General features: G+C 38.6%; 18 protein-coding genes and 2 pseudogenes. 15 read left to right on the plus strand and 5 right to left on the minus strand.

Features of this window, described 5'->3' with window-relative positions; all coding sequences use genetic code 11:
* Positions 1–99: 99 nt before the first annotated feature.
* Entirely contained in the window at positions 100–1,605 is a 1,506-nt protein-coding gene (locus ACX9YW_RS00455) for a nitrilase-related carbon-nitrogen hydrolase (RefSeq protein ID WP_460340143.1), read from the plus strand.
* Between the two features lie 115 nt (positions 1,606–1,720).
* On the opposite strand, the gene ACX9YW_RS00460 is transcribed toward ACX9YW_RS00455, so the two are convergent.
* Positions 1,721–2,752: a LacI family DNA-binding transcriptional regulator gene (locus tag ACX9YW_RS00460; RefSeq protein WP_460340147.1), complete on the minus strand. Its 1,032-nt coding sequence runs from the start codon at positions 2,750–2,752 to the stop codon at positions 1,721–1,723.
* Between the two features lie 239 nt (positions 2,753–2,991).
* On the opposite strand from ACX9YW_RS00460, the gene ACX9YW_RS00465 reads away from it, so the two are divergent.
* From ACX9YW_RS00465 to ACX9YW_RS00475, 3 genes and pseudogenes are all read left to right on the plus strand, one after another.
* Positions 2,992–4,170, plus strand: coding sequence for a serine hydrolase domain-containing protein (locus ACX9YW_RS00465; RefSeq protein ID WP_460340149.1), 1,179 nt, complete (start codon positions 2,992–2,994; stop codon positions 4,168–4,170).
* A 98-nt stretch (positions 4,171–4,268) separates the two neighbouring features.
* A pseudogene (locus ACX9YW_RS00470) lies at positions 4,269–4,361 on the plus strand (GNAT family N-acetyltransferase); the annotation flags it as partial.
* A 24-nt stretch (positions 4,362–4,385) separates the two neighbouring features.
* Positions 4,386–5,003: an FMN-binding negative transcriptional regulator gene (locus tag ACX9YW_RS00475; protein WP_460340152.1), complete on the plus strand. Its 618-nt coding sequence runs from the start codon at positions 4,386–4,388 to the stop codon at positions 5,001–5,003.
* Positions 5,004–5,067: 64 nt separating this feature from the next.
* On the opposite strand, the gene ACX9YW_RS00480 is transcribed toward ACX9YW_RS00475, so the two are convergent.
* Positions 5,068–5,595 (minus strand): GNAT family N-acetyltransferase, encoded by a 528-nt coding sequence (locus tag ACX9YW_RS00480; protein ID WP_460340155.1) that lies wholly within the window; start codon positions 5,593–5,595, stop codon positions 5,068–5,070.
* 158 nt (positions 5,596–5,753) lie between these two features.
* Between ACX9YW_RS00480 and ACX9YW_RS00485 the strand changes: the two genes are divergently transcribed.
* The gene (locus tag ACX9YW_RS00485) at positions 5,754–5,885 is read left to right on the plus strand and encodes a hypothetical protein (protein ID WP_460340158.1); all 132 of its coding nucleotides are present in this window, start codon (positions 5,754–5,756) and stop codon (positions 5,883–5,885) included.
* Between the two features lie 56 nt (positions 5,886–5,941).
* Here the strand turns inward: ACX9YW_RS00485 and ACX9YW_RS00490 are convergent, their stop codons facing one another.
* Complete coding sequence (locus ACX9YW_RS00490) at positions 5,942–6,226, minus strand: hypothetical protein (RefSeq protein WP_460340161.1); 285 nt, start codon at positions 6,224–6,226, stop codon at positions 5,942–5,944.
* A 268-nt stretch (positions 6,227–6,494) separates the two neighbouring features.
* On the opposite strand from ACX9YW_RS00490, the pseudogene ACX9YW_RS00495 reads away from it, so the two are divergent.
* Positions 6,495–7,348 (plus strand): annotated as a pseudogene (locus ACX9YW_RS00495) (aldo/keto reductase).
* Between the two features lie 317 nt (positions 7,349–7,665).
* Positions 7,666–9,753, plus strand: a complete 2,088-nt coding sequence (locus tag ACX9YW_RS00500; protein WP_460340164.1) for a TerD family protein — start codon at positions 7,666–7,668, stop codon at positions 9,751–9,753.
* Between the two features lie 42 nt (positions 9,754–9,795).
* Here the strand turns inward: ACX9YW_RS00500 and ACX9YW_RS00505 are convergent, their stop codons facing one another.
* On the minus strand, positions 9,796–10,479 hold the full coding sequence (locus ACX9YW_RS00505; RefSeq protein ID WP_460340167.1) for a 5'-methylthioadenosine/adenosylhomocysteine nucleosidase: 684 nt from the start codon (positions 10,477–10,479) through the stop codon (positions 9,796–9,798).
* A gap of 623 nt (positions 10,480–11,102) precedes the next feature.
* Between ACX9YW_RS00505 and ACX9YW_RS00510 the strand changes: the two genes are divergently transcribed.
* Positions 11,103–11,471: a hypothetical protein gene (locus ACX9YW_RS00510; RefSeq protein WP_460340170.1), complete on the plus strand. Its 369-nt coding sequence runs from the start codon at positions 11,103–11,105 to the stop codon at positions 11,469–11,471.
* A complete protein-coding gene (locus tag ACX9YW_RS00515; RefSeq protein WP_460340173.1) occupies positions 11,456–11,920 on the plus strand; it encodes a GNAT family N-acetyltransferase in 465 nt (154 codons plus the stop codon). The genes ACX9YW_RS00510 and ACX9YW_RS00515 overlap by 16 nt, the downstream gene beginning before the upstream one ends.
* A 324-nt stretch (positions 11,921–12,244) precedes the next feature.
* Here the strand turns inward: ACX9YW_RS00515 and ACX9YW_RS00520 are convergent, their stop codons facing one another.
* Entirely contained in the window at positions 12,245–14,071 is a 1,827-nt protein-coding gene (locus ACX9YW_RS00520) for a M3 family metallopeptidase (RefSeq protein WP_460340176.1), read from the minus strand.
* A 113-nt stretch (positions 14,072–14,184) separates the two neighbouring features.
* On the opposite strand from ACX9YW_RS00520, the gene ACX9YW_RS00525 reads away from it, so the two are divergent.
* The 6 genes from ACX9YW_RS00525 (at position 14,185) to ACX9YW_RS00550 (ending at position 18,631) form a co-directional block, all read left to right on the plus strand.
* Positions 14,185–14,649, plus strand: a complete 465-nt coding sequence (locus ACX9YW_RS00525; protein ID WP_460340179.1) for a GNAT family N-acetyltransferase — start codon at positions 14,185–14,187, stop codon at positions 14,647–14,649.
* A gap of 36 nt (positions 14,650–14,685) precedes the next feature.
* Positions 14,686–15,720, plus strand: coding sequence for a serine hydrolase domain-containing protein (locus ACX9YW_RS00530; RefSeq protein ID WP_460340182.1), 1,035 nt, complete (start codon positions 14,686–14,688; stop codon positions 15,718–15,720).
* 51 nt (positions 15,721–15,771) lie between these two features.
* On the plus strand, positions 15,772–16,242 hold the full coding sequence (locus ACX9YW_RS00535; RefSeq protein ID WP_460340185.1) for an AraC family transcriptional regulator: 471 nt from the start codon (positions 15,772–15,774) through the stop codon (positions 16,240–16,242).
* Positions 16,243–16,262: 20 nt separating this feature from the next.
* On the plus strand, positions 16,263–16,541 hold the full coding sequence (locus ACX9YW_RS00540) for a hypothetical protein (RefSeq protein ID WP_460340188.1): 279 nt from the start codon (positions 16,263–16,265) through the stop codon (positions 16,539–16,541).
* Between the two features lie 120 nt (positions 16,542–16,661).
* Positions 16,662–17,315 (plus strand): DsbA family oxidoreductase, encoded by a 654-nt coding sequence (locus ACX9YW_RS00545; protein ID WP_460341224.1) that lies wholly within the window; start codon positions 16,662–16,664, stop codon positions 17,313–17,315.
* Positions 17,316–17,551: 236 nt separating this feature from the next.
* Positions 17,552–18,631, plus strand: coding sequence for an NAD(P)H-dependent flavin oxidoreductase (locus ACX9YW_RS00550; RefSeq protein WP_460340190.1), 1,080 nt, complete (start codon positions 17,552–17,554; stop codon positions 18,629–18,631).
* The last annotated feature ends 41 nt before the right edge of the window (positions 18,632–18,672 follow it).

Consider the following 18,672-nt stretch of genomic DNA (forward strand, 5'->3'; position numbering starts at 1 on the left):
CTCATTTTAATCAGCTCCATTATCATTTTTTCACCAAAAAGATAGATACATAAAGTATAATATTACCAGTACAAAAATTATAAATTATTGAGGGGAAATATGAAAAGAACAAAAACAAATTGGATTATTTCTGTATTTTTGGCTATCTTGTCTGGAACATTCATGTTTCTAAGTATGCCAAGTCATGATTTTGGAATCTTTGCTTGGTTCGGGTTAGTTCCATTGTTGGTGGCCATAAGGGGGAAATCACTAAAACATCAATCCATACTCATTAATCTTACTTGTATCATCTGGTCTGTTGGCACCCATTGGTGGTATCCGTCGATTTTTTCCCATTGGGGATATGTCATCATGATTGCAGGTGGTCTGTTTTATGGGGCATTTTTGAAAATGGGGATCGACATGCAAAGTCGTATCAAGTCATTTTATGGAATTCTTGCCTTGCCGATCACGTTTAGTGTTTTTGAATGGCTAAAAACGATTATTCCATTTACGAAAACTTGGTGGATTGAGCTGCTTGCCAAGTCACAATGGACCGTTCCAGAAAATCTACAAATCTTGTCCGTCACTGGGTTTGCCGGGTTAACCTTTTTGATTTTGCTCACAAATGTGATTTTGACGGAATTGGTTTTTTACCAAAGTGCCACGAAAGCGAAAATTGCTTTCTCACTTGTCTTGCTGCTTTTACCAATTGGAAACTATCTGTATGGCTATAGTTTGATTAAAAATAGTCAAGCGGAGTTGGCTAGTAATCCGGTCACGATTGCTGCGATGGTTGACCTCATTAATCAAGATGAAGAAGTGTTATCACTTGGCAGCGAAACGACAGCTGGGGATGGGTATCTAGCCGACACACCAGAAATGAAAGAAAAGATTTTTGAGATTAATCGTCAATTATCTAGAGAAATGGCCACAACAGAAAAAGCTCCTGATTTTATTGTCTGGGGCGAAAATGAGTTTATGAATACGAATGATGAAAATCTTTATAAAAGTTTAATGGATCTATCCAAAGAGTTAAATGCCCATTTCGTTGTTGACACCGTATGGCAAACCGATGACCATATGTATGATACGGCCATCCTAACGAGCCCGAAAGGAGAGGAAATCGGCAGAACGCCGAAAATTTTTACCCTTTGGGGCGAGGAATCCTATGGTTTTTCACCAGGTCCCCGAGACTATAAGGTTTATCAGACTGAACATGGGAAAGTAGCCTTAGCGGTATGCTGGGATCGCCATGATCAATCGATTCTACGAAACTATGCTAAAAATGGAGCCAGACTAGCTTTAATTCCAGCTGACGACGATTTTTATGGAAATGAACAATTTCCGCATTTTGCTGCAAGCGATGCAGTATTCCGTGCTGTTGAAAATCATTTAGCGATCGGATCCGGCTCAACCTCTGGCGTAGCCCAAGTCATCACGCCATACGGAGAGATGACGGCTAAAAGTGAAGTCAATAAGAGACAGTCGATTATCGGGGATACCTTTTTAGTAGAAACACAAACGTTTTACACCACATATGGTGATGTATTTGCCTATCTATTATCAGCCATTTTCGTCGTCATGTTCATTATTTCGGAAACAAATAAACGCAAACGATCTTAAGTCGTTTAGGGAAACCTGGAATGGGCTCTCTACATTTGATGTATTCGGTCATTACAATCGTAAGTATGTATTTCAATTAGTAATGAATGAAGGAAAATAGTATTAGCGAACAGTCCTAACACTGTTCGCTTTTTTCTATCTTTTTTACACTCTCTCGTACTGTTAGAAAAGGAACAAGTCTTTCTGCTTTTCCAACACCGCCATTGATTAATTCAATTAGTAACTCCGCAATCTTAATTCCGAATTTTGAAGCATGTATTTCGACGGTGCTGAGTGGAGGTGACGTGTATTTTGTTAAAAAAAGGCCATCATACCCAACAATTGAAAGGTCCTCAGGAATACTGACACCTCGTGTTGCAAGCTTTGAAATGGCACCGATCGCCATTAAATCATTTGCAAAACAACAAGCAGTCAAATCAGGGGAGGAGTCTAGTAAACGTTCAATGCTTTTTGCACCACCTTCACCAGTAAAATCGCTCTCCATAATCCACGATTCCTCATAGGTTAATCCTGCCTCCGTCATTGCTATCTTATATCCAGCTAAACGATCATGACAAATATTGGCATGGCTTGGACCATTTATGAAACCAATTTTTTTATGCCCATTCGCAATTAAATGTCGAACAGCCAAGCTAACTCCCTTTTGATCATCCACATTAACATATGAACAAGTTCGGGAGAGGATCTTTTCCCCAACCGATACAATAGGGAAGTTTACTTTTTTTGCTTCCGTATAAAGGGGGTGGGCACTAATGAATCCTGGTAAAATAATACATCCGTCAAGCCTTCTCTTTCTAATAATGGATTCCAGCGTTTGCTCTTGATATTTATGAGGGATCGCTGTCACAGGAGTAATAATTAATTCTTTTTGGAAAAGGGCAAGTGTTTGACTAATAGAAGGGAGAATCTCAAAAAAAGCAGGCCTTGCCTCGAAGTCAGTCTCCGGAATGATAATGCCAACTAAATTGCTCTTTTTACTTACAAGCTCTTTTGCCTGTAAATTTTGGACATAGCCTAACTCCTTAGCAACCTCGTGTACCAATTTAACTGCTTTTTTACTGACACCGTACTGATTATTTAATGCCCGAGATACGGTACTTACTGAAAGTCCACTTTTTTTGGCGATGTCCTTAATGGATATACTCATTGTTCTCCCTCATTACCTAATAGATTCAGTTCCTTTTGTTTATTTTACTAAAAATATTACATGATTAATAGACTTCTAGGGTTAATATTTCGGTAACGTTCCCAATACATTTTCATATTTCTTATGTTATTTAAATGATTATGTGTCATTTTCGGGAACGTTCCCGAAAAAATGATTGACCCAACAAGGTAAGAAATGGTATTTTTGGTTTATCTTATTTTTAAAAAGGGGGAACGATTATGAAATTAAAAGTCTTATATATTGGCCTTATACTAGGTTTATTAAACGGTTGCACCAATACTACTATGGAAAAAGTGGAGCTAAAGGAACCGGAAGAAGTAGTTGAACACGGGAAAATACCCGAAAAATTGCCCGCTTATTGGCCCACAACCGAATGGAAAACAAGCCTGCCGGAGCAGCAAGGGATGAGTTCCAGTAAGCTTGCTGATCTTTTTGAAAAAATAGTTGATGCTAGTCCACTTGATGGGCTCATCATTATACGCAATGGATATATTGTTGCGGAAAAGTATGATGAAGATCTATTTGGTGTCGATGAAACGCATCCGATTAACTCCGTTACGAAAAGCTTTATGTCTGCCGTAACAGGTGTAGCTATTCAAGAAGGTTACATAGAGAGTGTCGATGATCGGATACTAGATTACTTTCCTAATAGAAAGATTGCGAATGTCGATGAAAATAAGAAGAATTGGACCATTAAAGATTTCTTAACGATGAATGGGGGATTAGATTGGCCGGAACTGGATCAAGAAAGAAAGCACCAATTTTGGCGTGAGTTTGAATCAACTGATGACACAGTTCAGTACTCCTTAGATCAGCCAACGGATCCAAATCTAGTAGATAAATTCCATTACAATAGTGGATTACCCCATATATTGTCTGCCATTATTCAACAGAAGACAGGGATGAAAACATCAGAATATGCAAAAGCAAAAATATTCGATCGCATCGGAATCACAACTGCTTATTGGCCAGAAGCTCAGGGAGTTAGTAAAGGTGGCTACCGTATGGAAATGACCCCAAGAGACATGGCGCGGTTCGGTTATCTCTATATGAATAAGGGGAAGTGGGACGGAGAACAAATTATTCCAGAAGATTGGGTAGAAACCTCTATGAGTCCATTAATTCCAACGGACACCCCAGGTGGTGAACACTATGGTTACTATTTCTGGATCACTACCACTCAAGACGGTTATAAAGAAATTTCAGCAATGGGGGACAGAGGACAGTATATTATTATGGTCCCCGAGCTTGATTTATTAGTCATCCAAACCTCCAGTGATTGGTTTACGGATATAGATATTTATCAAGATTATATTTATTCTGCGGTGGAATCATCCCAACCAATCCCGGTGGATAAGGAAGGAAACTCAAGACTAAACGCAATCAAAAGCTTGTAGAATATTAAGAAGAGGATGAAGGACATTTTAGAAAAGGAGCAACATATATATGACAAAAAATATTAAAAAATGTACTCATGATGATTTAAACAAACTCCAAGAAAATGGGCTTTGTTCAAACAGGTGCCCACTCGTTTTTTATGGGGGATGAAGAACAAATAGACTTTATCATGACCAAAAAGCTTATATAATTTTTATTGGGAGAAGGTGTATTTATGTATATTCCAAAATATTATAAGGTCACGAATGCGGATGAAATATGGGAATTTGTTCAAAACAACTCGTTTGGTACGATTGTCACAACAAAACAAGGGAAACCAATTGCCACTCATTTGCCTTTGGGGATAAATAAAAAAGGAGATACTTATTATCTTACTGGGCATATGGCTTATGGAAATCCTCAGTGGAGAACCTTGGAAACCTGTGAAAATGTGCTTGTGATGTTTCAGGGACCGCACGCTTACATTTCTTCTTCCTGGTACGAACATGAAAATGTACCGACGTGGAATTATCAAGCTGTCCATATATATGGTAAAGCAAGTATACTAGACAAAGATGAATTAATCGAAGAATTGACAATGATGCTTGAAAAATATGAAAAACACCGAGATCATCCAGTTTTATGGGATAAACTTTCCCCACAACTTTTAGAAACTGAATTAAAAGGAATTGTTGGTTTTAAAATGAAAGTGGAAGAAATCCAAGCTGCAAATAAATTAAGTCAGAATCGGCATGAGACGGATTATAAGAATATCATTGATCAATTACAGAATGAAGGAAATCCAAATTCGAAAAGAATGGCTGAAGTGATGGAAAAGAGAATAAATAAGTAAAGAAAACTGGTTAAAAATGTCGAATCCTTCCTTTACTGGAATCGACTTTTTCACCAGTTTTTCTTTATGGCTTTAACAACGAATATACATTCGTATCATAGGCAATGCCGTTTTGATACATATAGCTCCGCAATATCCCCTCATGTTGAAAGCCGAGTTTTAATAATACTTGATTTGAAGATTCATTTTCTAAATAGACGACAGCCCCTATACGAGTTAACCCTAATTTACGAAAACCATAGGTGCTTATGAGCGAAATAGCTTCACTGGCGTAACCTTTTCTCCAAAAAAGCGGGTGTAGGTCGTAACCGATTTCTGCTCTCTTATGTTTAGGTGCCCAATTATTGAATCCAATCGTCCCGATTAATTCGCCGCTCACCTTTAATTCAATCCCCCAACGAATTCCTCGTTTTTCCGTATGGTTCTTAGAAAACAACTGAATTAATTGATTAGCCTGTTCGAGCTCCGTCATCGGTTCCATTCCGTAATACCGGGTGACATCTTCATTTGAAAAGCAATCAAAAATCGTCTGTGCATCAGTGCTGACAATTTCCCGAAGCACCAATCTTTCAGTTTCTAATTTTGGAAACATCGTTTTCATCCTATCTATAAAAATATTTTTTGCTATTTAATTGTTTGATTTTTGCATAATCTTGGAAATAATAAGCAAACTAAGGTTGTAGGTTGCAAACCTATTTACACAATTACCAGGTAAAACCTACAAAGCGTGTCATTAAGGTGGTGAAAAACATGGCTAAGAACAAAAATAACCAACCTAAAAATAGGAAGAAGGCAATGCCAAAGGCTGATGTTGAATTTGGAAGTGATAATGGTCTAGAGCAAAAGGCATTAAAGGCTCAAAAAAATCAGGTAAACAAATAATAATTGGACAAAAAGCCGATACATTCCCAGTAGGATGTAGCGGCTAATTTTTTGGTCTAAAGGTATGTATAGGAAATTCTTGGGGCGGAGTTGACCACATGCTTCCCATCCTTTTCCTTAATCCCGATTCGAAACGTATTCGGATTCCCCGATATGACAATGTCAGCAAATGAGGGTGGGATAATTTTATATTGAATATACGAGTACTTTCCTAAATTAAAACGTCGAAGAATTTTTTGATGTTTGCCCTCGCAAAAGATCGTTTCATGGAGATTTTCGCTCGTCAGTTCCTTCCCCATCAATAATTCCAAGCGATCCACTATGTCCTTATTATTAATCAATTTTATCTTTCCTTTCGATCCCATAACTTAATTATCTATATAACCATTTTAACCGCATTCTTAATAGTTGCAATCGTCACAATGGAAAAAAGCAAACAAATTAATTGTAGTAATTTTAAATATCTTTTATTATCAGTTAGTCTGGGAAACATTTAGGAATGAGGTAAAATGTGGATGATTATATACAAGCTATGGTCAGTTTCAAAGAAAAAATGGCATCAATCAAAGCGATTTCTGACTGGATTGGAGTAATAAACTTTTAGAAGGGATGATTTCTGTGAAATATATCCGTCTGGCCAAAACCAATGTCAAAATCCCTGTCATCGGTCAAGGAACCTGGAGGTATGGCGAAGCTAAGTCTGAAGAAAAATCCGAAATTGAAGCATTGCTGTACGGAATAGAACAAGGAATGACCCTCATCGATACAGCTGAAGAATATGGTCACGGAGGTGCAGAACGAGTTGTCGGCCAAGCGATTCGTGATTGTCGCAAGAACAATTTTTTAACAACGAAGGTTTCTGTCAAAAATTGTTCCTACAAAGGAGTTCTACAAGCAGCTGAAGCAAGTTTAGAAAGACTCCAAACCACTTACATTGATTTATATTTACAACATTGGCCAAGCAAGCAACACGAGTTGTCTGAAACAATGAGCGCCATGTCCGAACTAGTTTCCAAAGGATTGGTAAAGTATATTGGAGTAAGTAATTTCCCATTATCCCTGGTAAAAGAAGCGCAAAAGGGACTAGGCAAAAACCTCATTGTCTGTAACCAGGTCGGATACCACTTAAATGATCGGCGAATTGAAAATGACCTTTTACCTATTGTCAGGAACACGGAATCACTGTAATGGCCTACTCACCGTTTGGCTATGCACCACAATTTTTCGGGCAAAAAGGGTTTCCGCAGCAAGGAACGGTTGAGAGGGATGTACTTGAATTGATAGGAAACAAATACGGGAAAACGGCTTATCAAGTGGCACTAAACTGGATTCTTCGTCATAAAGAAGTAGTAGCCATCCCCAAAGCGAAAAAAATGGAGCATATCAAAAATAATGTGGATTCGCTGCAATTCGAAATCGATCAGGATGATTTTACAATGTTAGATAACTATTTTCCTATCTAAATTTCGGGAGGAAATAAATTATTCTCTCAAAAGTGTTTTTATTTTACAAATACAAATTCATGTACTATAATTTAATTTCTAATAGCTTTTTTCAGGCTATGTTATTCCTTCCTTCTCTTTAAAAACTTAAGCTAATGATTAGGGATAGCGCTTTCCTGAAAAACTAAACTTCATAATTCATGAAAATCAGGCTATGATACACCTTCCTTCTAAAACAATCAAAGGGATACTAGGGGCATCGATTTCCTGATTTTTTTTATTGGAATCATAACGAAGCTAGCTTTTCTAAATTCATACTAAGGTGGGAGCTATTCTTGATGATAAATTCGATATTTCTAAGAAGAAAATTAAAGGTGATGGTTGAACCAGGTGAAAACGTTAACCTACCCGATACCTATCTTGCGACCACTTTAAAAAATCTAGAAGGCTACGGTTTTACCTATTCAATCCCACTTATGGAGCAGCTTAAAACGCTTTCTACAAACGAATATCTTTCCTTTTACCAGCAGTTGCTTGCCGATCTTAAACAAATGCTTGGGGCCAATGTCCCTTACCAACCGGTGTATCCAAACTTTCCAACTGAAGTAATGAGGGCGGATGACGTGGAGCTTTACATAAATGCAATTATTCATTATCTCACCCATTGGCTTCCTGACACCGAAGCCGAAAAACGGCCACCACTTTTAGACAGAGTGGACTTAAAGGTAATAGAGTTAGGAAACCTTTCCGAGTTTTACACGATGACTCGATCGCTTTTGGAAGCGAAAACTTCCATTTCTGCTTCCGACAAAGCGGATATCGAGTGGGTTATCGCCTATATTGACGATTTAACACTGATTTTTCCTTTACAGCTACATCATAAAGAAAATCTCGCCTTTTTTATCAGCACTCTATTAAAATATGAAAAAATCGAAACCAATCAAATTTCTGTCTATTTTAAAACGGCTACTGATGTATTGCGATTAGCGACTGCTTTTTCAAATGGGGATGTTAGCCTAGCAGCAAATACAAAGTATAAAAAATTTAAACGCACAGAGAGAAGATTACTCCTAGCTCTTTTAGAAAAATGCCCAAACCGGGTAGAAGATATGCTGCGCCATAAAGACAAGTGGATTCGTTTAGGTGAAATTCTTCATCCGGGAGAATACAAACATCGTTATCCACGAAGCAAAGAAGCGTTCGATATCCTACGCAATAACGAAAAATATGGGACTTTTACTAGCAAGCTTGAGATGAGTTTAGCAGCTCGGGAGATTTCTTCTGCTGTGAAACTATTAAAATCTCGCCCAGGTGAATTTGCGAGAAGGCTCGATTTTGTGTTACGGACGGCCAACGATGTGGGTACTGTTTTAGGTTCATTTGCAGAAGTCGCTTCTGAGGTTGCCACACCAGTACTATTGCAAGTGATGACCCATTTTCAACATCGTAACAAGCAATCGCAGATGAGAACCATTTTTCCAAAAGGGAATGTTAGTAAAATGGTTGCAATTGAAAATCAGTTACCGGTAATCGATGAATCTACTTGTCGCCAGGTAGTCGAGATCTGTGAAAACGCATTATTTAGTAAATTTGCGGAACTTTCGCCACTTGGTCATGTTTTTATCGACGACCGACTTCGGAATTATATGATCCCTTTTTCACAACGTTCGGCAAGTAAGGCACTCCGGACGATTGTTCGTGGCAGCAAACTCCCGATACCAGAAGGAAATACGATTCGCTTTTTCACTTGGTGGAAGGAGGGGCTCGTGAATGGTGAGGAAACGGGCCGGGTGGATATTGATCTATCCGCAGCCATTTACAATGAAGATTGGCATTACCTCGAGCATATTTCTTTTACGAATCTGCGTTCACATAAATATCAAGCCTATCATAGTGGCGATATTGTTAGTGCTCCGAATGGTGCTTGTGAGTTTATTGATTTGGATATTGAATCCATGTTAGCCTTCGGTAGCAGGTATGTGGTGATGTCCTTATTTTCTTACTCCGAGCAATCCTTTGCGGCATTGCCGGAATGCTTTGCAGGCTGGATGATCCGTCAGCACCCAAATTCAGGAGAAATTTTCGAACCCTCAACCGTTCAGGATAAAATTGATCTTGCCACTGATACACGGATTTGCATCCCTGTCATTCTCGACTTGGTTGAAAAGACGGTGCTGTGGACGGATTTGGCGTTGCGACAACAACCGGACTTTTACAACACGATTGAAGCCAATCAAAGGGGAATGGTGGCAATAGGCCAAGCAATGATGTCCCTGAAAAAACCGAATCTCTTTGACCTGTTTATGTTGCATGCAAGAGCAAGAGGGGTATTGGTTGAAGATGTTTCTTTGGCTGAGACTGTGTTTGCAGTAGATCGAGGCTTAACACCATTTGATATCGAGGAGATTATGGCGAATTATATGTAAGGATAGGCGGGATTCGGAGTTTGATTGCTCCGAATCCTTTTTCTACATATGACGAACCATTTCCAATAAGATTGATGCTGATTGATTGGCCGCCAATTTTTCGAAATTCAAATAAGTCGCGCCAGCTTCATCATCTGCATTATCCGAAATACTCCTAAGTATAAGAAACGGAACATTGTTGATAAAAGAAACATGGCCAATCGCCGAGCCTTCCATTTCAACACAAGCGGGGGAGTACTCACTAATTAGCGTTTCCTTTAATGTTTTATCTGCCACAAAGCACTCTCCACTGATAATTCTTCCAACATGGTAGTTACTTACTAAGTTAGTGATTTTACAAGCATTTTTTGCCAGCTCCAACAGGTCCTTGTTTGCACTAAAGGTCTCTTGGAAGGGGAATAAATTTTTCATTTGGTCTTTCCTTACATCATGGTGGGTAACATCCGTCGAAATGACCAAATCACAAATGCCAATCTCTGGGCTTAAACCTCCGGCAATCCCTGTATTTATGACGCAATCCACTTCATATTTGTCTATTAAAATTTGTGTGCAAGCCGCCGCATTTACCTTTCCAACTCCACAACGAGTTAATACCACATCTTTTCCATTTAATGTGCCCGTGTGGAAAGGGAATCCTGCATGGGGAATCTCTTGGTGATGATCCATTTTGTTAATTATTAAGTCTAGTTCAATTTGCATCGCACCGATAATACCAATCTTCTTCATCTGGTAATCCTCATCTCCATTTCTAATGATAGCTATTAATTCGACAGAATCTGCCGTTGTTCCTTTATTGTTGTTTTGAATAGATTCCTAAATTTAGGAGAGGGAGAGTGGGTAGGAAGGACTTCGGTTAAGTGATTTCCAAACGGGGGCGATCGATGGTAGTTTGGGAATGACTACGGTTAAGTGATTCCTAAACTGGGTCGATCAATGAGAGTTTGGGAATGACTCCGGTTAAGTGATTCCTAAACTGGGGCGATTAATGGGAGGTTGGGAATGACTTCGGTTAAGTAATTCCTAAACTGGGGCGATCGATGGGAGTTTGGGAATGACTTCCGTTAAGTGATTCCTAAACTGGGGCGATCGATGGGAGTTTGGGAATGACTTAACATAGGTTATTCCCAAACTCGCTCAAGTGAATTTAGTTTGGGAATCAACCCTTCGTCTTGATTCCCAAACCCACTCAATCGTCAGAAGTTTGGGAACCAAACCCTCATCTTGATTCCCAAACTCACCCAATCGACAGAAGTTTCGGAACCAACCACCACCATATATCCTGTATTATAACCTAGTCCGAAAACATACAATCTTCACAAGGAGTGCCACATCTTAAAGGAGATGGTATAATGAATCTCAAAATGCAAAAAGGAATCATGTTATCCGAAAATATCCATAGCTTCATAAAGTATGTCCAAAAGCAAAAGGAAGAAAAGAGCGCCAATCGTTTCCACCCGGATAAATTATTTCAAATTAAACTTTTCATAGACGAATTTAGGTTCAAAATTCTTGCTGACGAGCTGTGGCGGATTAATCAATTTGAATGGGACGAAAAATACACGCATTATTTGGTTGATGAATTTTTGAAGGGAATTCAGATTATCGATGAATTTATCGAACGCAACCCGGATGACCTATTTCTTCTTAAAGGAAGATTATATACCTTAAAAAACCTTAGTCATTCCATCAAACAGGAGGATATATGGGAGAGTTCCTAATTAAGAAAATCAATAACCTGTTCAATCATGATTTAACTAGATTATTAGAGGAGAGCAAAGAAGAAGGCTTTCGATTTGTAGAAAGATTGGTAAACGAATATCAAAATGGAACGAATACATTCCATCAACCAAGTGAAACTTTATTTGGTATTTTTACCAAAACGAACAAAATAATCGCGATCTGTGGGCTCAATATTGACCCATTTTCAAATTCCACAAAAATAGGTAGACTCCGCCGATTTTATGTCGGTAGAAAGTACCGGAGAAATGGCGTCGGCAGTCTTTTATTAAAGGAAATCATCCTACAGGCTAGTAACCATTTCGACCTATTAGTGCTTCATACTGATACAAACGAAGCCGATCAATTCTATACCGCCCTTGGGTTTTCCCGAGACAACCAATATCCCAACTCAACCCATTTCATGAATCTAAAAAATGAGGTGATCTAAGTGCATATTTCAAACGAAGCAAGCCAGTTTCTTCAAACGTTAATGGAAAAACGAAACAAATTCTGTGTTCGCATTGGCTACAACGAAAATAGTAAATGAGGCTTGTCCAAGTTCAAATTAACTCTGGATGAGTTTAAGACAGGCGATTACACCGCCACAGTAGGTGGATTAAAAATCCTATACCGGGACGATGTCAAACCACATATTCACCGTTTACAAATTATTTTTGAAAATAATCGATTAGGTCTAAAAGACATAGCCACATTGTAAAAAATCCTCCTTTACCAATAAGAGGAGGATTAACTATACAGCATGAACAACAAATTAAAAGCTCTTCTCCAATTCATCCACGATCTTTCCAACAAAATCAACCGCTTCCTTATAGATGGAGGGATCCTTCATTTCAAGTCCTAGCATGTTAAATAGATCTAAGCCTTTCTTATTTCCACCTTGTTTCAAAACTTCTACAAATTCCATACCAGCTGACAGTCCTTCTTTTTCCATTCGCTTCGCCAATACCGTAGATGCAGAAAGTCCGACTGAATACGTATAAGGGTACAGTCCCATATAATAATGAGGCTGTCTCATCCAAGTCAATTTTGCACCTTCATCCATTTCAACTGTATCGCCCCAGAATCCGGTTAGAATATCGAGCTTCGTTTGTGAAATCGTCGCGGTCGTTAACGGAACCTTAGCCTCAGCCATTTTATAAAGTCTTCTTAACAGTTCTGCCTCCAAAATATGGGTAACAAAATTATGCTGATAACTCATCATCAAATACATATTCAGCCATCTCATATAACGTGGATTATCGCTATTATTTTTCCGAACATATTGAACAAGAAGATGTTCAACCAGTGTTGAAGGAGTTTCCACAAATATCTTCGAGCCGGCGTTGTTCAAGATTCTTTGGTTGCCTTGACCGAATGTATAATGAATCGCGTGGCCCAGTTCATGACCTAACAAGAACATATCGAATAAATTACCAAACCACGGGTAAAAAGAATAGCCATGGACTCCTTGAATACCGCCACCGAAAGCAATCATATTTCTACCTTCGTTATTGGCACGATAGACCCATCTTTCCTTCACTGCCTGACGCATAAATTCCTGATACTCTGGCCCCAGAACGCCTACTGCCTCAATAAGAATGTCCCCAGCTTCCTCGAACGAAATCGGTGGATCAAAATCTGGATCTAACGGTGCTTTCACATCAGAAAATAGCAAACAATCCAGTCCCAATACCTTTTTCCGCAGCCTTGCATAGCGCTGCATATGTGGAGCCAGGTTTGTTTGAATCGTATCCAACACCATTTCGAAATACTCACTGCTGACGCCGTCCGAATCCATAAAGAAATTTGTTGGCGAAACGTATTGGAGTAACATGTCCAGCGTTGAAGGGTAGCCGCGCAATTTAGCCAATGTGACATTTTTATAGATTTCCGTAGCCATCGTTTGTGCAATTCCATGCTGATATTCCTTTAGCCCATTCGTTAACGATTCATAAGCATTGCGGCGAAGAATCGTGTCCGGTGACGTTTCGATTTGTGTTAAATAGGAAAATAACGAAATCGGGATCTCTTCTCCATGGCGATTTTTAGCAGGTTTGAATTTAAGGTCCGCTGAAGTAATGGTATTATAGAGAGTCGTAGGTGATTGAATGGCTCCATTCAATGCGGATAACACATTTTCAACTTCCGCGGATAATGCGCCTTTTCGTGCTTCATTTATGCGTGAAATAAATCGTTGGAATGTATAAAGTCTTGGTTCTTCAGCAAAATACATCAACAGATACTCTTCACTCAAGGCAGAAATGGCGTTCACAAATTTCGTGTACACATTCATTTTCTTGTTATTTAGCTGCTGGGCACGACCTGAAATCATTTGATTATGTGGGTTCGTACTATCCTCACATAATTTATACCGTGCATAAGCGGCTGTTTTTTCCAAGCGGACTAATAACTCGTCCATTTTTTCTAGTAATAAAAATAACTGGGTACCATCTTTGATTGTATCTGTTTGTATAAGTTCCTCTTCAATAGTGGCATTCAGAAGGGCGTATTCCTTTTCCCATTCCTCCTCACATGAAAAAATATCCGTTAAATCCCAAGTTTCTAATTCATCGACTTCACTGCGTAAAAGTTGAACCATCCGATCGCCTCCAATAAATTTCGAATATTAACTATATTTGACATAGTCAGAAAGAATTCCTTGTTCATCCACTCGGAAAATGAGATGATAGGAAAAAGATGAGGTGGATAAAGTTGGATATTAATCTATTATTTTTTCAACTCGGGCATATTGAAAGGTTGAAGGCTTTTCATTTACCCCCAGAACAAGAGCAATTTACTGCTTTACCGATAGAAATGTTGGAAAAAAACGATGAACGGCATCCAATCGTCATCACTAACGAACACATTCCGATTGGTTTCTTTGTTCTCCACTCTAGTGCTAGAGTGCAAGAGTATACCGAAAATCCACATGCCATGCTGTTAACGGCATTTTCAGTCGATCATGCTCAGCAAGGAAAGGGCTTTGCTAAAGCTGGGTTAGCTCAACTAAAAGACTTTGTCCAAAACGAATTCCCCCAATATAATGAGGTAGTTTTAGCGGTTAATCAAAGAAATGTGCCTGCCCAGAAACTATATGAAAAAGTAGGATTTATCGATACCGGTAGAAGGAAAATCGGGGAAATCGGGGAGCAGAAGGTGTATAGCTTACAAGTATAGTATTTTGTATCAATAATTAGGCTAGGAGGGTTGGTTATGAATTTAAAAGAAATTGTCACAGTGTCGCAAAAAAAGATTGATTTCTCTGGATCCATATTCGTCAGTAACGCCCATGAAGTTTTCTTAGAAAAAAGCTTTGGATATGCTAATCGTTCAGAACAAATCGAAAATCACTCGAAAACTCGTTTTGGAATTGCGTCTGGCTGTAAACTTTTTACTGCAATCGCTATTTGCCAGCTTGTTGAACAAGGGAAATTGTCATTTGAAACTAGATTGAGTGACTGCCTAAATGATGAATTCAAACATTTTGATGAATCCGTAACCATCCATCATCTGCTTACCCATACCTCAGGAATACCGGATTACTTTGATGAAGAGGTAATGGAAGATTTTGAAGAGTTATGGGTAAAAAAACCCATGTACCACATTAGAAAGTTAAGTGATTTCTTGCCATTATTCCAATATCAGCCAATGAAAACTAAGGTAGGAGAAGGATTTCATTACAATAACGCCGGTTTTATTTTGTTAGGGTTAGTGGTAGAGGAAATGAGCGGAATGTCTTTCACTGACTATGTTCAAGAGTATATTTTTGATCGTGCAGGAATGGGGGAATCTGGATATTTTTCATTTGATTCACTTCCAGCGAATACGGCAATAGGCTATATCGATTTTCCAGATGGCACTTGGAAAACAAATATATATTCACTGCCAGTAAAAGGTGGTTCAGATGGTGGTGCATTTGTAACCGTACCTGATATGGCTAAACTGTGGGATGCACTGATGAACTTTCAACTACTAACTGAAGCCTATACAAACATACTTTTAACCGCTCATACCCAAGTTAATGAAAATGATTATTATGGATATGGGATTTGGATAAAGAAAAATGCAACAGGCAGTATCTTTAAATATCATGTAATGGGTTATGATCCTGGAGTTAGTTTTCATTCAGCTTATTATCCAAATTTATCGATTAAGGTTGTCGTTTGTTCCAATAAATCAAAGGGAGCCTTTTCGATTATTAGTGAGATTGAAGGAGAATTGTTGATGAAAAACAGTATTCATCAGTAATTTTCGTTTCAACTACATACCCACTAATTTTTACTATAGGAGATGTATCAATTGGACATTACTGTAAAACCACTACCTGAAATGGAAGTTGCGTATATTAGACGAACTGGAAGTTATTTTGAGCCACAAGAACATTGGGGAAAATTAATAAGCTGGGCCATTCAGAATGGACTATTTCCACCCCAACAATCATTTATTGGAATATCTTTAGATAATCCAAATATAGTGGGAGACCAAGAATGTCGCCACGATGCCTGTGTCACTATCCCTGAAAATTTTAACAAAGAGAACCAAGGGGAAATTCAATTTAAAAAACTCCCTGGTGGTCCATATGCTTTGTTTCCATTTTTTGACCATCCTGAAAAGCTAAACTCTGCCTATCAGTTTATGTTTGAAAAATGGTTGCCAAATAGTGGTTATATGTCGGATTTTGAAAGGGACAACCTTGAATACAATATGAATAATCCAGCTGATGATCCTGATGGGAAATGTAGGGTTGATTTATATATTCCGATAAAATAATGGTTGGGGGAGATAGGTCTATGAAATTAGCCAAGTGGTTTTATCTAGGTGCTTTGCTTTTCTATATTTTTAGCTTCCTATCAGCCTTTTCGATTGGGTTATATGTATTATCAACAACCATCGTACTACTCTTTTTCGGTATCGCTCTATCTTTAAAATTGATTTCTAGCCAAGCGCACTTTATCAAAAACTTCGTCATTTCATCTGTGGTTCTAGCTTTAGCCGTTGTGGCATGGCAACAATTAATATCTTATGTGGATGACTATTATTTATTTTTCCCATTCTTGATTTTCATGTAACCGTGCTTTAATTGTGTAAAATCGTTCTTAAACCCTTATACTAATATAGAATTATCGAATGGAGGGATACAGGATATGCAAATTGAAATTTGGACGGACTTTGCTTGACCATTTTGCTATATTGGCAAAAGGCGTCTGGAGGACGCCATCAGGCAGCTTGATCATCCAGTCGAAGTAACCTATCGATGCTTCGAATTGGATCCGAATATGAGTAAAAATGTAAAAGAAAATATTTATCAAAGCTTAGCAAGAAAATATGGGATGAGTGAGGCTCAAGCGAGAGCTAATACGCAAAACATGGTGCAAATGGCCAGAGAAGTGGGACTCGATTACAAAATGGACACTCTTATTCAAACGAACACCTTTGATGCACATCGTTTGACGATGTTTGCCAAAACAAAGGGCTTAATGAAGGAGATGACCGAACGACTTTTACGTGCTTATTTTATCGAATCGAAACACATTGGTGATCATCAAACACTTACCGAACTAGCAGTGGAAGTAGGATTAAACCGAGAAGCGGCAGAAGAAATGCTTGCTAGCAATGAAATGGCGGACGTTGTTCGGACTGATGAGCGCATGGCGAAACAAATAGGTGTTACTGGTGTACCATTTTTCGTTATTAATAATAAATATGCCCTTTCGGGTGCCCAACCAACCGAAGTGTTTGTCCAGGCATTGAAAAAAATCGCTGCAGAGGACCAAATCGTCGTTTTAAACAACCTCGATGGAGCAGCTTGCGATGACGATGGTTGCGAAATTCCGAAAAAGTAAGCTTTCATTCTATAAAGAATATGAGGACGGTGCCATAAAATCTGGCGCTGTCTTTTTTGTATTCGACAATCTACGCATGGTGTTTCCTTGTCTTTCGACAAGGTTTTGAATTTCGACAAAGATGAAGTTTTCATCTTTTTGAATTCGACAAGATGGCAGGATTTGTCGATAATGGTAATATGAGCGCTCGATCCCATTCGACATCGGGTCGAAAAATGGCGAAGTAGGTGAGATACTTGTTTTCCAATGCAATGACTGAACATTTACAAATTAACTATCCTATCATTCAAGCTCCCATGGCGGGGGGCATCACAACTCCAGAATTAGTTGCCGCTGTTTCCAATTCTGGTGGGTTAGGAATGATTGGCGCAGGTTATATGATTTCTAACCAAATTCGTGAGAGTATCAAAGAAATTAGAAGATTAACTTCCAACCCATTTGGAATAAATTTGTTCGTTCCTAATGAATTTAGCTTTTCCGATGACCAAATCATTTTATCAAAAAAATATTTACAAACGATTCGAGAACAACTAAATTTACAACAAAATGATGGTACGGAAATCCCAACCTATCAACATATATTAAAAACATTCCACGAGCAAATTAACGTGGTCATTCAAGAAAGTATTCCCGTTTGTTCCTTCACATTCGGTATTCCAGCTCTAGATGTAATTAAGGAATTAAAACAAAATAACGTAATTATGATTGGGACAGCAACCACTGTTGAAGAGGCGATTGAAATGGAACAAGTAGGGATGGACATGATCGTTGTTCAAGGTAGTGAAGCAGGTGGTCACCGTGGGAACTTCATTAGAAGTGTTCAGGAAAGTTTAATAGGATTAATGTCACTCATTCCACAAGTTACGGATCATGTAAAAATTCCTGTTATCGCTGCAGGTGGAATCATGGATGGAAGGGGCTTAATGGCCTCCCTTTGTTTGGGAGCAAAGGGAGTCCAAATGGGCACTGCTTTTTTAACATGTGTTGAAAGTGGAGCACAGAATGTCCATAAAGAGGCCATTCTCCATGCAAGGGAAGATCAAACTGTGCTAACCCGGGCATTCTCTGGTAAATCAGCAAGAGGGATAAAAAATAAGTTTATTACAGATATGCACAGCCACGAAGAATCCTTACCCGATTTTCCTATCCAAAATACTCTAACCCAAGAGATTAGAAAAGCAGCTGGCTCGCAGGGTAACCCAAATTTCATGTCCCTATGGTCCGGTCAAAGTCCAAGATTAGCGAAAAACCAGACTGTAGAAATGTTAATGACAAATATGATTGCTGAAGCTCAGAAAATGAATAATCTATTTTAGGCATTATCTGGTATTAACATCTTTCGTAACTAATGAAAGAC

This window comes from Pseudoneobacillus rhizolycopersici (assembly GCF_054786815.1).